13 protein-coding genes are annotated in these 12,402 nt (G+C 75.1%); 10 read left to right on the forward strand and 3 right to left on the reverse strand.

Translation table 11 applies throughout. From position 1 onward, the window contains the following. The first annotated feature begins 4 nt into the window (after positions 1–4). The 4 genes from J2S46_RS05305 (at position 5) to J2S46_RS05320 (ending at position 3,559) form a co-directional block, all read left to right on the forward strand. A complete protein-coding gene (locus J2S46_RS05305; protein WP_191292805.1) occupies positions 5–1,039 on the forward strand; it encodes a C40 family peptidase in 1,035 nt (344 codons plus the stop codon). A 500-nt stretch (positions 1,040–1,539) separates the two neighbouring features. Next, entirely contained in the window at positions 1,540–1,998 is a 459-nt protein-coding gene (locus J2S46_RS05310; protein WP_191292806.1) for a DoxX family protein, read from the forward strand. 165 nt (positions 1,999–2,163) lie between these two features. After that, the gene (locus J2S46_RS05315) at positions 2,164–3,309 is read left to right on the forward strand and encodes an inorganic phosphate transporter (RefSeq protein WP_191292807.1); all 1,146 of its coding nucleotides are present in this window, start codon (positions 2,164–2,166) and stop codon (positions 3,307–3,309) included. 16 nt (positions 3,310–3,325) lie between these two features. Next, the gene (locus J2S46_RS05320; protein WP_191292808.1) at positions 3,326–3,559 is read left to right on the forward strand and encodes a hypothetical protein; all 234 of its coding nucleotides are present in this window, start codon (positions 3,326–3,328) and stop codon (positions 3,557–3,559) included. Positions 3,560–3,628: 69 nt separating this feature from the next. Here the strand turns inward: J2S46_RS05320 and J2S46_RS05325 are convergent, their stop codons facing one another. The 3 genes from J2S46_RS05325 to J2S46_RS05335 all read right to left on the reverse strand — a co-directional run bounded on the left by J2S46_RS05325 (position 3,629) and on the right by J2S46_RS05335 (position 5,996). After that, a complete protein-coding gene (locus tag J2S46_RS05325) occupies positions 3,629–4,288 on the reverse strand; it encodes a VIT1/CCC1 transporter family protein (RefSeq protein ID WP_229913159.1) in 660 nt (219 codons plus the stop codon). Positions 4,289–4,569: 281 nt separating this feature from the next. Continuing rightward, positions 4,570–5,223 carry a CoA transferase subunit B gene (locus tag J2S46_RS05330; RefSeq protein ID WP_191292810.1) on the reverse strand — a complete coding sequence of 218 codons (654 nt, stop codon included), beginning with the start codon at positions 5,221–5,223 and terminating at the stop codon, positions 4,570–4,572. Between the two features lie 2 nt (positions 5,224–5,225). Then, complete coding sequence (locus tag J2S46_RS05335; RefSeq protein ID WP_191292811.1) at positions 5,226–5,996, reverse strand: CoA transferase subunit A; 771 nt, start codon at positions 5,994–5,996, stop codon at positions 5,226–5,228. Positions 5,997–6,321: 325 nt separating this feature from the next. Here J2S46_RS05335 and J2S46_RS05340 point away from each other — a divergent pair, with 325 nt between their 5' ends. Genes J2S46_RS05340 through J2S46_RS05365 form a run of 6 tightly spaced genes read left to right on the forward strand, consistent with a single transcriptional unit; the run spans position 6,322 to position 12,144 of the window. Beyond that, a complete protein-coding gene (locus J2S46_RS05340) occupies positions 6,322–7,548 on the forward strand; it encodes a substrate-binding domain-containing protein (RefSeq protein ID WP_191292812.1) in 1,227 nt (408 codons plus the stop codon). A 3-nt stretch (positions 7,549–7,551) separates the two neighbouring features. Next, positions 7,552–8,355, forward strand: coding sequence for an ABC transporter ATP-binding protein (locus J2S46_RS05345; protein WP_191292813.1), 804 nt, complete (start codon positions 7,552–7,554; stop codon positions 8,353–8,355). Then, positions 8,352–9,146 carry an ABC transporter ATP-binding protein gene (locus J2S46_RS05350; RefSeq protein ID WP_191292814.1) on the forward strand — a complete coding sequence of 265 codons (795 nt, stop codon included), beginning with the start codon at positions 8,352–8,354 and terminating at the stop codon, positions 9,144–9,146. The genes J2S46_RS05345 and J2S46_RS05350 overlap by 4 nt, the downstream gene beginning before the upstream one ends. Next, positions 9,147–10,034: a branched-chain amino acid ABC transporter permease gene (locus tag J2S46_RS05355; protein WP_191292815.1), complete on the forward strand. Its 888-nt coding sequence runs from the start codon at positions 9,147–9,149 to the stop codon at positions 10,032–10,034. It begins immediately after the preceding gene. Next, complete coding sequence (locus J2S46_RS05360; protein WP_191292816.1) at positions 10,031–11,173, forward strand: branched-chain amino acid ABC transporter permease; 1,143 nt, start codon at positions 10,031–10,033, stop codon at positions 11,171–11,173. Before J2S46_RS05355 ends, J2S46_RS05360 begins: the two co-directional genes overlap by 4 nt. Positions 11,174–11,211: 38 nt before the next feature. Beyond that, the gene (locus tag J2S46_RS05365; RefSeq protein WP_229913149.1) at positions 11,212–12,144 is read left to right on the forward strand and encodes an alpha/beta hydrolase; all 933 of its coding nucleotides are present in this window, start codon (positions 11,212–11,214) and stop codon (positions 12,142–12,144) included. Positions 12,145–12,402 lie beyond the last annotated feature (258 nt).

Below are 12,402 nucleotides of genomic sequence, written 5' to 3' on the forward strand. Positions count from 1 at the left end.
GTCTTTGACCTCCCACCGCCGTCCGAAGCAGCCGAACCGCGCGCGGGTGACCGTGCTGACCGCTGCCGCGGCGACCACGGTCGCCCTCTCCGCCCAGATGAGCGCGCACGCCGCGCCCACCACACCCTCCAAGAAGGAGGAGGTGAAGGCGCAGGTCGACCAGCTCAACGCCGAACAGGAGCAGGCCGCCGAGCGTTACAACGGCGCCAAGGAGCGGGCCGACCAGCTCCGCAAGCAGGCCGACCAGCTGCAGGACCAGGTCGCCCGGGGCCAGGAGCAGATGACGCGCCTTCAGGTCGGCCTCGCCGAGGTGGCCGGCGAGCAGTACCGCACCGGCGGGATCGACCCCTCGGTCCAGCTGATGCTCACCTCCGACCCCTCCGGCTACCTCCAGCAGGCGACCAGCGTCCAGCAGGCCACCGCCGGCCAGACCGAGGCGCTGAGGGGCCTGCAGGACCAGCAGCGCCGGCTCGACCAGCAGAAGACCGAGGCGGCCGCCGTCCTCGCCTCGCTGGACGAGACCACCAAGGACCTGAACCAGGCCAAGGCTGACATCAACAAGAAGCTCCAGGCGGCCAACACCCTGCTGAACACGCTCAGCGCCGCCGACCGCGCCTCGATCGTCCAGGGCGACGGCCGCGCCTCGCGCGACGCCGTCCGCGTCGACCTGGGCAGCCTGCCGCAGGCCGGCGGCTACGCCGGCGTCGCGGTCGCCAAGGCGATGAGCAAGCAGGGTGCGCCGTACCACTGGAGCTCCGCCGGCCCGGACCAGTTCGACTGCTCGGGCCTGATGGTGTGGGCCTACCGCCAGGCCAACGTCTCGCTGCCGCGCACCTCCCAGGAGCAGGGCAACGTCGGCACCCGGGTGCCCTCGCTGGCCGAGGCGCAGCCCGGTGACCTGGTGATCTACGGCAGCGACCGGCACCACGTCGGGATGTACATCGGCGACGGGCTCGTGGTGCACGCGCCGCACAGCGGCGACGTGGTCAAGGTGATGAAGGCCGACGCCATGCCGATCAACACGATCCGGCGGGTCTGACGCGCCCCGGGGTCCGGGTCGGGCGCGACGGGCCGAGCGCGACGGGCCGGGCGCGACGGGCCGGGCGCGACGGGCCGGGCGCGACGGGCGAAGAGGCCGGGCGGCGCCGGGCCCGGACGCCGCAGCGCGGATTCCGGACGCGCCACGGCGACTTGAGGAATCTTTGAGGTTCAGGGGACTCCCGCCGGGACCTGACGGTGCGACAGAATTGTCGGTGCCAGGTCAACCGATCACCCGGCGCAGCCCAGCACGGCCGCACCAGGCACCGAGGCCACCGACCGGCGGGCCGGACCGCAGTCCGCCCCCGCCGGTGCCGGATGCCCGCGGGCCGGGCGGCGCACCTGTCCCGCGCCCGTCGAGGCGTGCGCGGGCGCGCCGGGCCGGGGACCGCGACGGGATGACGGACGACCGGACTGCCCGACGGCGCCGGAGTGGGGCCGGCGCCGGGTCCGCACGATCCCCGTACCGGCCAGCGGCCGGACGCCGACCGAGGAGTCCCCGTGTCCTTCGAACCCCGTTCCGTGCTCGACCCCGTCAGGCCCCACACGCTGGCACTGTTCCGGATCGTCACCGCCCTGCTGTTCTCCTGCCACGGCGCCGCCTCGCTGTTCGGGGTGCTCGGCGGCACCCGCGGCGGCGGCACCGTGCCGGTCGGCCAGTGGCCCGGGTGGTGGGCCGCGCTCATCCAGCTGGCGGGCGGGGTGCTGGTGCTGCTTGGACTCGGCACCCGTCCGGCGGCCCTGCTCTGCTCGGGTTCGATGGCCTACGCCTACTTCTCCGTGCACCAGGAGAAGGCGCTGTGGCCGATCCAGAACGGCGGTGAACCCGCCGTGCTGTTCTGCTGGGCCTTCCTGGCCATCGCGGTCACCGGGCCGGGCACCCTCGCCCTCGAACAGCTGCTGCGCCGCCCCGCGGCGGGCGGGCGGACGGGCCTGAGCGCGGCCAGGAACCAGGCCTAGCGACACGTATGCCCCAGTGCGGTTCCCCGCCGTGGCCGGGCCCGACTCCCGGGGCCCGGCCACGGCCGGGAACGGCCGTGTGTATCCCACCTTTAGTCCGACAAGCATCCCGCCCGGGCGAGTGTCGCACCGGCGAGCGGCTCCGAACGCTGTTCTACTGGCTGCATGGCCCACATCACGCTCCTCCTGGTGATGGTGATCATCACAGCCTTGGCGTTCGACTTCACCAACGGTTTCCACGACACCGCGAACGCCATGGCCACCTCGATCGCCACCGGCGCGCTGCCCCCGAGAGTGGCGGTACTGGTGAGCGCCGTCCTCAACGTGGTCGGCGCGTTCCTGTCCACGGCGGTGGCGAAGACGATCTCCGGCGGCATCGTGAACGACGGGCTGATCACCCTGGGCATGATCTTCGCTGGGCTGGTCGGCGCGATCCTCTGGAACCTGCTGACCTGGCTGCTCGGACTGCCGTCCAGTTCCTCGCACGCGCTGATCGGCGGGCTGATCGGCGCCGCCTGGGTCGGCGCGGGGCTGAAGGCCGTGGACTTCGTCGAGGTGCTCGAGAAGATCATCATCCCGGCCTTCGCCGCACCGGTGGTGGCCGGGATCGCCGCGTTCCTCGCCACCTGGCTGGTCTACCGGCTGCGCGGGCGCGCCGGTGAGGAGTCGGTGACCCGGGGCTTCCGGTTCGGGCAGATCGGGTCGGCCTCGCTGGTCTCGCTCGCCCACGGCACCAACGACGCCCAGAAGACGATGGGCGTGATCACCCTCAGCCTGATCTCCGCGGGCGCGCTGCCCACCGGCGCCGGACCGCCGACCTGGGTGGTCCTCACCGCCGGCCTGGCCATCGGCCTGGGCACCTACCTCGGCGGCTGGCGGATCATCCGCACGCTCGGCCGGGGGCTGACCGACATCCGCTCGCCGCAGGGATTCGCCGCCGAGACCGCCTCCGCCACGGTGATCCTGACCTCCGCCCACCTCGGCTTCGCGCTCTCCACCACCCAGGTCTGCAGCGGCAGCATCATCGGCGCCGGGCTCGGCCGCCGGCGGGCGCAGGTCCGCTGGAGCACGGCCGGCCGGATGGCCGTCGCCTGGCTGATCACCCTGCCGGCCGCCGGTCTGATCGGCGGCGGCGCCTCAGCCGTCGTGGTGCACGGCGGGACGGCCGGGACGGTCGCGGTGGCGGTCACCGCCGTGGTCGCGGCGGCCGTGATCTACCTGCTGTCGCGGCGCAGCCCGGTCACCGCCGACAACGTCAACGACTCCCGCACCGTGACGGTCAACCCGCAGCCCGCGGCAGCGGGAAACTGAGAGGGAGGAGACCGCCGTGGCACTGCACTGGAGCGCCCTGGGCGAGGTGGCCGCCGTCAGCATCGGCTCGACGGTGGCGATCGCCGTGGTGTTCACCCTGGGGGTCCGGTCGATGCTGAACCGCCAGGAGGCCCGGGAGAGCGGCCGGAGTTCGGCCGCCGCCCTGGCGGGGGCCGCGGTCTGCTTCCTGGCCTGCGGCGGCGCCGTGCTCTACGGGCTGTATCTGATCATCCCGCAGTTCCACGGCTGAGCCCGGTCCCGGACCGGCCGCACCCTGGCCCGGGGAGGACACACCGCGGCCACAGCGCCGCCCGGGCCGTCACACCCCGGCCGCACCGAGTCCGACGCCGACACCGTACGTGACCGCCATCGCCAGCCCGCCGCCGAGCACGTTGCGCAGAACGGCCCGCCGGGGCGGCGCCCCGCCCAGCCGGGCGCTCAGCAGGCCGGTGACCAGCAGCGCGCAGAGCACCGCGCCGGCCGTGCCGGGCGCCCGTGCGGCGGCCGGCAGCAGCAGGACGGCGAGCAGCGGGCAGAGCGCCCCGACGGTGAAGGAGACGAAGCTCGCCCAGGCGGCCTGCCAGGCGCTGGTCAGCTCCTCGGGGTCGATCTTCAGCTCGACCTCGGCGTGGGCGGCCAGCGGGTCCCGCTCGGTGAGCCGGACGGCGACCTCGCGGGCCAGCGGCGCGGGTAGGCCCTTGGCCTCGTAGAAGCCGGCGAGTTCGGTGAGTTCGGCCGCCGGGTCCTCGGCGAGTTCGCGCTGCTCCTGGCGCAGGGCGGCCCGTTCGGAGTCGCGCTGGCTGCTGACCGACACGTACTCGCCGACCGCCATCGAGAGCGAGCCGGCCAGCATTCCGGCCAGGCCGGCGGTGAGCAGCGCGCTCCGCGAGGTGGTGGCGCCGGCCACGCCCATCACCAGGCCGGCGGTGGAGACCACGCCGTCGTTGGCGCCGAGGACGGCGGCCCGCAGCCAGTTCAGCCGGGGGCCGAGCGCCCCGCCGTGCGACTCGGCGTGCCCGGTGTCCTCGCCCGCGTCGTCGCCGCCGGCGGTCCGCCCGGTCTCCTCGGTGTCCGGCACGCGGTTCCTCCTCGGTCGGTCCCGCCCGGGCGGGCCGGTGGGTCCTGGTCCCCGTCATCCTCCCGGCCCGGCCCGGCGTTGCGCCCCAGCGACACACGGCGGGCCGGGCGCGGCCGCCGGGCCGGGGCGTCCTGACCCGGGCCTGGCGACGGACCGGTGACGGCCCGGTGGAGGCCCCGGCCTCAGACGCCGACGACCGGATCGCCTCCGACCGCCAGGTCCGCGCCGGTGACCGCGCGGACCTCCTCCAGGGTGGTGCCGGGGGCGAGTTCGACCAGCCGCAGGCCGTCCGGGGTGACGTCGACGACGGCGAGGTCGGTGACGATGCGGTCGACCACCCGGCGGCCGGTGGCGGGCAGCGTGAGCTCCTGGACGATCTTGGGCGAGCCGTCCCGGGCGGTGTGCTCCATCACCACGATGAGCCGGCGGGCGCCGTGCACGAGGTCCATCGCGCCGCCCATGCCCTTGACCATCTTGCCGGGGATCATCCAGTTGGCCAGGTCGCCGCGGGCCGAGACCTCCATCGCGCCGAGCACCGAGACGTCGATCCGCCCGGCCCGGATCATGCCGAAGGAGAACGCCGAGTCGAAGTAGGAGGCGCCGTCGGCGGTGGTGACGGTCTCCTTCCCGGCGTTGATCAGGTCCGGGTGCTCCTCGCCCTCGTACGGGTAGGGACCCACCCCGAGGATGCCGTTCTCGGAGTGCAGGACGACGTGAACCCCCGGCGGGACGTGGTTGGGGATGAGCGTCGGCAGACCGATCCCCAGGTTGACGTACTGGCCGTCGCGCAGTTCCCGGGCGGCGCGGGCGGCGAGCTGGTCGCGGTCGAGCGGCATGGTCAGATCTCCTCGGCTGCGGCGCGGACGGCGGGGCGGACGGTACGGCGCTCGACGCGCTTCCCGGCGGGGCCGGCGGGGACCACCCGGTCGACGTACACGCCGGGCAGGTGGACGGCGTCCGGGGGCAGTTCGCCGGGCTCGACGATCCGCTCGGCCTCCACCAGGGTGATCCGGCCGGCCATCGCGCAGAGCGGGTTGAAGTTGCGGGCGGCGGCGTGGAAGACGCAGTTGCCGTGCCGGTCCGCCACCGCCGCGCGGACCAGGGCGAAGTCGGCGGTGACGGCCTCCTCCAGCAGGTAGCGGCGGCCGCCGAACTCCCGCACCTCCTTGGGGGGTGAGGCCAGTGCGACCGACCCGTCGGCCGCGTAGCGCCAGGGCAGGCCGCCCTCCTCGACCTGGGTGCCGACGCCGGCCGGGGTGAAGAAGGCCGGGATGCCCGAGCCGCCCGCGCGCAGCCGCTCGGCGAGGGTGCCCTGCGGGGTGAGCTCCACCTCCAGCTCACCGCTCAGGTACTGGCGGGCGAACTCCTTGTTCTCCCCCACGTAGGAGGAGGTCATCCGGGCGATCCGGCCGGCCCGGAGCAGCAGGCCGAGGCCCCAGTCGTCGACGCCGCAGTTGTTGGAGACCACCCGCAGCCCGGTGGGGCCGGCCTCGGCCAGCGCGTCGATCAGCGTCGAGGGGATGCCGCAGAGGCCGAAGCCTCCGACCGCGAGCGTCGCCCCGTCGGGGATGTCCGCCACCGCCGACGCCGAGGTCACCACCTTGTCCATGTTCCTGCCTTCCGTCCGGGGAGCCGTGCCTTCGCCGCCTCCCCCGGCGGCGGGAATCCGCGCAGGCCGGGGCGGTGAGGCCCTTTTCACTGTTCCGGCTCCGCCCGCGGCTCGGCCATGTGCGCCCGCCACATGGCGCCCGGCCCAGGTGTTGCTGCCGCCCACATGTCCGGGCCCGGCCGCCGCTCCTAAGGTCTCACCAACCACCCACCATGACCCCGCCGCCACCCGGAGCGTGACCCTCGGGGAGCGTCCGCACGGACACTCCCGCACCCCGGGCGGCGGCGGACGGCAACAGACCCCCCGGGAGCCGACCACCATGCGCATGCGCACCGCACACGTCGCCAGCAGCAGACCCCTGCAGGCGCTTTCCCTGCTGACGGCCGGCGCCCTCCTCAGCGGGTGCGCCGCCGCCGGCACGGCAGGCTCCGACAAGGCCGCCGCGGGGGACTCCTCACCCGTCAAGGTCGGCCTCGTGTACTCGCGCAGCGGCCCGCTGGCCGCCTACGGCAAGCAGTACCTGGACGGCTTCACCGCCGGCCTCGCCTACGCCACCAAGGGCACCAACATGGTCGCCGGCCACCCGATCGAGGTGACCGAGCAGGACGACGCCGGCGACCCGGCGAAGGCCGTGGCCGCGGCCAAGGACCTAGCGGGCAAGGGCTACCGGATCCTGGCCGGCAGCACCGACTCCGGGGTGGCCCTGCAGGTGGCCCCGCTGGCCGCGCAGAACCACCTGCTGTTCGTCAGCGGCGCGGCCGCCACCGACGCGCTGACCGGCATCAACAAGTACACCTTCCGCTCCGGACGGCAGTCCTACCAGGACATCCTCGCGGCGGGGACGCTGCTGCTCGGCACCAAGGACAAGAAGGTCACCGTCCTCTCGCAGAACTCGGCGTTCGGCCAGGCCAACGTCGCCGCCGTGAAGTCCGCGCTGGAGGGCCAGGGCGCGGTGGTGACCTCGGTGCTGGCACCGCCCAGCGCCACCGACCTGACACCGTTCGCGCAGCAGGTCAAGGCGGGCTCCCCCGACCTCGTCTTCGTGGCCTGGGCCGGCGCCAGCGCCCCGGCCCTGTGGACCGCGCTGGACCAGCAGGGCGTGCTGGACGCCGGCAAGGTGGTGACCGGCCTGGCCGGCACCGCCTCGTACCCGATCTTCGGCCCGGCCGCCGCCAAGATCTCCTTCCTGGCGCACTACTTCCCCGGCGCGGCCGGCGGCAACGAGGTCGAGAAGGCGATGCTGGACGGCGTCGCCAAGGCCGGCGGCACGCCCGACCTCTTCAACCCGGACGGCTTCACCGCCGCCCAGATGATCGTGCACGCCGTCGAGGCCGGCAGCCCCACCGACACCGCCGCCATGGTCAAGGCCCTGGAGGACTGGCGGTTCGCCGGCCCCAAGGGGGACGAGCAGGTCCGCGCGGAGGACCACGCGCTGCTCCAGCCGATGTTCACCGCCCGGCTGAACGGCCAGGGGGCCGACGCCAAGCCGGAGTTGCTGCACGTCCTGCCCATGTCGGCGGCCGCGCCGACGGTCAAGACGATCGCGGGCTGACCGATGGGATCCCCGAACACCGCACCACGGGGTGACACCGGGAGCGGGCGGGCGGCCGCCCTCGCGTCCCCCGTGCTCCGGCTGCGCGGCCTCGGCTGGGCCGTCGGCGGCGCCACCATCGTCGAGGACGTCTCCTTCGACGTCCAGGAGGGCGAGTTCCTCGCCTTCATCGGCCCGAACGGCGCCGGCAAGACCTCCCTGTTCAACCTGATCAGCGGCCTGAACCCGGCCACCGCCGGCAGCATCGAGCTCGACGGCGCCGACATCACCGCGGCCGCCGCGCACACCCGGGCCCGGCTCGGCCTCGGCCGGACCTTCCAGACCTCCAGCCTGTGGCCGGCCATGACGGTGGCCGACCACGTCCGGCTGGCCGCGCAGGCCGCCGGCGGCGGCTCGTACCGGGTCTGGCGCCGGGCCGGCGCGCACACCCGGCAGGTCGTCGGCGCCCTGGAGCGCACCGGCCTGGGGCACCGCGCCGAGGCCCCGGCCCGGGACCTCTCGCACGGCGAGAAGCGCAAGCTCGAACTGGCCGTCCTGCTGGTCGGCGAGCCCCGCCTGATGCTGCTGGACGAGCCGATGGCCGGGGTGAGCGCCGAGGAGGTCCCGGCGCTCACCGAGCTGATCCGCTCGCTGCACCGCGAGGAGGGCCGGACCGTACTGATGGTCGAACACCACATGGACGTCCTGCTGGGCCTGGCCGACCGGCTCGCGGTGATGCACCACGGCACCCTGCTCGCCCTGGACACCCCGCAGGCCGTGATGGCCGACGCGACCGTGCAGCAGGCCTACCTCGGGGAGGAACTGTGAGCGGCGAACCCCTGCTGCGGGTCAGGGACCTGCGGGTCGTCATCGGCGGCCGGCACATCCTGCACGGCGTCGACCTCGACGTCCGGGCGCACGGCGTCACCGCCCTGCTCGGCCGCAACGGCGCCGGCAAGACCACCACCGTGCGCGGCATCCTCGGCCTGGTCCCGCGGACCGGCAGCGTGCTGTTCGACGGGACGGAGACCGTCCGGCTGGCCACCCACGCCCTGGTCCGGCGCGGGATCGGCTACGCCCCCGAGGACCGCGGCGTGTTCGCCGGGCTGAGCGTCGCCGAGAACCTGCGGCTGGCCGAGCGGCCGGGCGCCGGCGAGCCCGCCTACGCCCTGGTGCACGAGCTGTTCCCGGAGCTGCGCCGGCGCGCCGGGCAGCCCGCCGGGACGCTCTCCGGCGGCCAGCAGCAGATGGTCGCGATCTCCCGCACCCTGCTCAACGGCAACCGCCTGATCATCGCCGACGAGCCGACCAAGGGCCTGGCGCCCAAGGTCGTCACCGAGGTCGCGCAGGTGCTGGAGCGGGCGGCCGAGGCCGTACCCGTCCTGCTGGTCGAGCAGAACCTCGCCATGGTCCGCCGGCTGGCCGAGCACTGCGTCGTCCTGGCGGACGGCCGCACCGCGCACCACGGCCCCGCCGACGAGCTGCTCACCGACGCCGAGGCCACCCGCCGGCTGCTCGGCGTCGGACGCCACCAGGGCGCCCCCGGCCGGGGCCCTGCCGACCGGACCGCCGTCGACGCGCTGCCGGCCGCCCGCCCCCACACCGACAGGGAACACTGAATGTCGACCGTCGTCCTGCTCACCCTCACCGGGCTGGGGCTGGGAGCGCTGTACTTCCTGGTCGCCTCCGGCCTGTCGCTGATCTTCGGCCTGATGGACGTCCTGAACTTCGCGCACGGCGCCCTGCTCAGCGTCGGGGCGTACGGCACCTGGTGGGCCGCCTCCGGGCACCTGCCGGGCGCCGGCTCCGACGGCTTCGGCTTCGTGCTGGCGGTCGCCTTCGGGACGGCGGCCGGCACCCTCGCCGCCGTGCTGCTCGAACTGGCCGTCATCCGCCCGCTGTACGAGCGCCCCCGCGAGCAGGTGCTCGCGACCGTCGGGGTCGGCCTCGCCGTGCCCGCCCTGCTCTCCGCGATCTGGGGGGCCGACGCCCGCCCGTTCCCCGGACCGGCCGCGCTGAGCGGCACCTTCGGCCTGCTCGGCGCCCAGGTGCCGGTCAACCGGCTGGTGCTGATCGCCGCCGCCCTGGCCGTGCTGGCGGTGCTCAAGGTGTTCCTCGGACGCACCCGGCACGGGCTGGTGGTCCGGGCGGGCGTCGAGGACCGGGCGATGGTCACCGCGCTCGGCATCGACGTCCGCAAGGCCTTCACCCTGGTCTTCGCCATCGGCGGCGCCGCCGCCGCCCTCGGCGGGGCGCTCGGCGGCCTCTACTTCGGCTCCGTCGACCCGGGCCAGGGCACCTCGCTGCTCATCTTCGCCTTCGTGGTCGTGGTGATGGGCGGCATGGGCTCGGTCGGCGGCGCCGCCCGCGCGTCCGTCGCCGTCGGCCTCGTCCAGCAGTTCGCCAACTACTACACCACCGCCGGGCTCGGCGACCTCGCCGTCGTCGTCCTGCTCGCCGCCCTGCTGCTCGTCCGGCCGAGCGGACTCACCGGGAGACTCGCATGACCACCGCCACGCCCGAGCAGAGCGAGGCGGGCGCCCCGCCCGCCGCACCGCCCGCCGCACCGGCGGCCGACCGGCTGCGCCGGCTGGCCCGCTGGTGGCCGGCCGCCCTGCTGCTCGTCCTGCTCACCGCGCCCTGGAGCTCACTGCCGCTGCCCGGCCTGCTGGACGGCCCGCTCGGCAGCCCCGGCAGCCTCCAACTGATCGCCCTGTGCCTGCTGTTCGGCGCCCTCGCGACCGGCTACGACCTGTTGCTCGGCCGCACCGGCCTGCTCTCCTTCGGCCACGCCCTGTACTTCGCCACCGGCACCTACGCGACCAACACCGTGATGCTGCAGGCCGGCCTGCCGTTCCTGCCGTCCGCGCTGCTCGGACTGCTGGCCGGCGTGCTGCTGGCGGCGCTGCTGGGCTCGGTCAGCCTGCGGATGAGCGGCATCGGATTCTCCATGGTGACGCTGGCCTTCGCCCAGGCCGGCTCGATCCTGGTCGAGCGCGACCCGGGCGGCTTCACCGGCGGCGAGGAGGGCCGGGCCGCCCCGGCCGACCGGCTCCCCGCCGCCCTGGTGGGAATCGAGCACACCGCCAACCTGTACTGGATCGCGCTGGCCTACCTGGTGCTGACGCTCGCCGTGGTGCACCGGGTCGTCCGCTCCCCCACCGGCCGGGTCTGGGAGGGCATCCGGGAGAACGAGCGCCGGGTCGAGGTGCTGGGCCTGCGTCCGTACGGGTTCAAGCTGGTGGCCTTCGTGCTGGCCGGCGCCCTGGCCGCGCTCGGCGGCGTCGTCTACCTGCTGCTCACCGGCGGCGCCACCCCGCAGACCACCACCTCCGACTTCACCCTCTCGCTGCTGGTGATGGTCGTCCTCGGCGGCTCCGGGACGCGCTGGGGGCCGCTGGTCGGCGGCGTCCTGTACACCTGGGCCGACCACCGTCTGGGCGACCTGGCCGGATCCGGCGCGGTGGCCGGGCTGCCCGCCGTCCTGCGGGTGCCGCTCTCGCAACCGCTGTTCCTGCTCGGCACACTGTTCGTGCTGGTGGTCTATCTGCTGCCGGGCGGCGTGGTGCGCCTGCCGGACCGGCTGCGGGCCGCCCGGGGGCGTTCCCGCCCAGCGGCGGAGCGTTCCCGCCGAGTGACCCGGTGACCCGTGGCGGGGCAGCCGGCCGACCGAAGGAGAACACCTTGACGTACGAGACGACCGAGGGTCACGCGCCGGCCACGCCGGAGGAGTCGACGGTGCCCGTCGCCGGCGGCCGGCTGGCCGTGCTGCGCTGGCCGGCCACCGACCCCGGCGCCCCGGTGGTGCTCGCCGTGCACGGCATCACCGCCAACGCGCTGTCCTGGGGCCCGGTCGCCCGGCAGCTGGCCGGCCGGGTCACCCTGATCGCCCCCGACCTGCGCGGCCGGGCCGCCAGCGCCGGGCTTCCCGGCCCGTACGGGATCCCCGCGCACGCCGCGGACGTCGCGGCGCTCGCCGAGGCACTGGACCTGCGCGACGCCGTCCTCACCGGCCACTCGATGGGGGCCTTCGTGGCCGCGCTGACCGCCGTCCGGCACCCCGCGCGGTTCGCCTCGGTACTGCTGGTGGACGGCGGCGTGGGGTTCCCCGCCCCGACCGGGCTGACCCCGGACGAGCTGATCACCGCCGTCATCGGCCCGGCCATGCAGCGGCTCTCCATGACCTTCCCCGACCGGGACGCCTACCGCGCCTTCTGGCAGGCCCACCCGGCCTTCGCCGGGAGCTGGTCGCCGCCGGTGGACGCCTACGTCCAGCGCGACCTGGTGGGCGAGGAGCCCGAGCTGCGCTCCTCCTGCCTGATCGACGCCGTCCGGGTGGACGGGGTGGGCCTCTTCGCCCCGGAGGTGCTCGCCGCCGTGCACCGGATCCCGCGGCCCGCCCGGCTGTTGTGGGCCGAGCGGGGCCTGCTGGACGAGCCGCAGGGCCTGTACGACGAGCAGCGCCTGAAGGCCGCCGGGCTCGACCGCGAGCGGGTGCCGGCCGACCTGGTGCCCGGCACCAACCACTACACCCTGCTGATCGGGGAGGACGGCGCCGGCGTGGTGGCCCGCCACCTGCTGACGGCCGCGGGCCTGCCGGCGGACCGGCTGGGGTAGCGGCGCCGCCCCGACCCGCGCCCGACCGACACCCGGTCACCGCCTGACCGCCCGCCATTGCCCGCCGCCCACCTCCGGCCCGCCCGTCGCCTGCCCGTCGCCTGCCCGTCGCCTGCCCGCCGCCGGGCGGGCGACGGGCGGCGTCCGCATGCCCGGGCACGGGCACGGCAGGGACGGCAGGGACGGCAGGGACGGCACGGCCAGGCGCAGGCGCAGGGCGACGGGGGCGACGGCGGGACGGGTGGCCGGCTCCGGACA

The sequence above is a fragment of the Kitasatospora herbaricolor genome, from assembly GCF_030813695.1.
Classification (GTDB): domain Bacteria; phylum Actinomycetota; class Actinomycetes; order Streptomycetales; family Streptomycetaceae; genus Kitasatospora; species Kitasatospora herbaricolor.

What these genes read in the sequence shown, in the direction of transcription:
- J2S46_RS05315 (WP_191292807.1), top strand. Translation starts at nt 2,164, where the DNA reads ATGGCCCACATCACGCTCCTCCTGGTGATGGTGATCATCACAGCCTTG.
- J2S46_RS05330 (WP_191292810.1), bottom strand. Translation starts at nt 5,223, where the DNA reads ATGCCGCTCGACCGCGACCAGCTCGCCGCCCGCGCCGCCCGGGAACTG.
- J2S46_RS05335 (WP_191292811.1), bottom strand. Translation starts at nt 5,996, where the DNA reads ATGGACAAGGTGGTGACCTCGGCGTCGGCGGTGGCGGACATCCCCGAC.
- J2S46_RS05340 (WP_191292812.1), top strand. Translation starts at nt 6,322, where the DNA reads ATGCGCACCGCACACGTCGCCAGCAGCAGACCCCTGCAGGCGCTTTCC.
- J2S46_RS05345 (WP_191292813.1), top strand. Translation starts at nt 7,552, where the DNA reads ATGGGATCCCCGAACACCGCACCACGGGGTGACACCGGGAGCGGGCGG.
- J2S46_RS05355 (WP_191292815.1), top strand. Translation starts at nt 9,147, where the DNA reads ATGTCGACCGTCGTCCTGCTCACCCTCACCGGGCTGGGGCTGGGAGCG.
- J2S46_RS05360 (WP_191292816.1), top strand. Translation starts at nt 10,031, where the DNA reads ATGACCACCGCCACGCCCGAGCAGAGCGAGGCGGGCGCCCCGCCCGCC.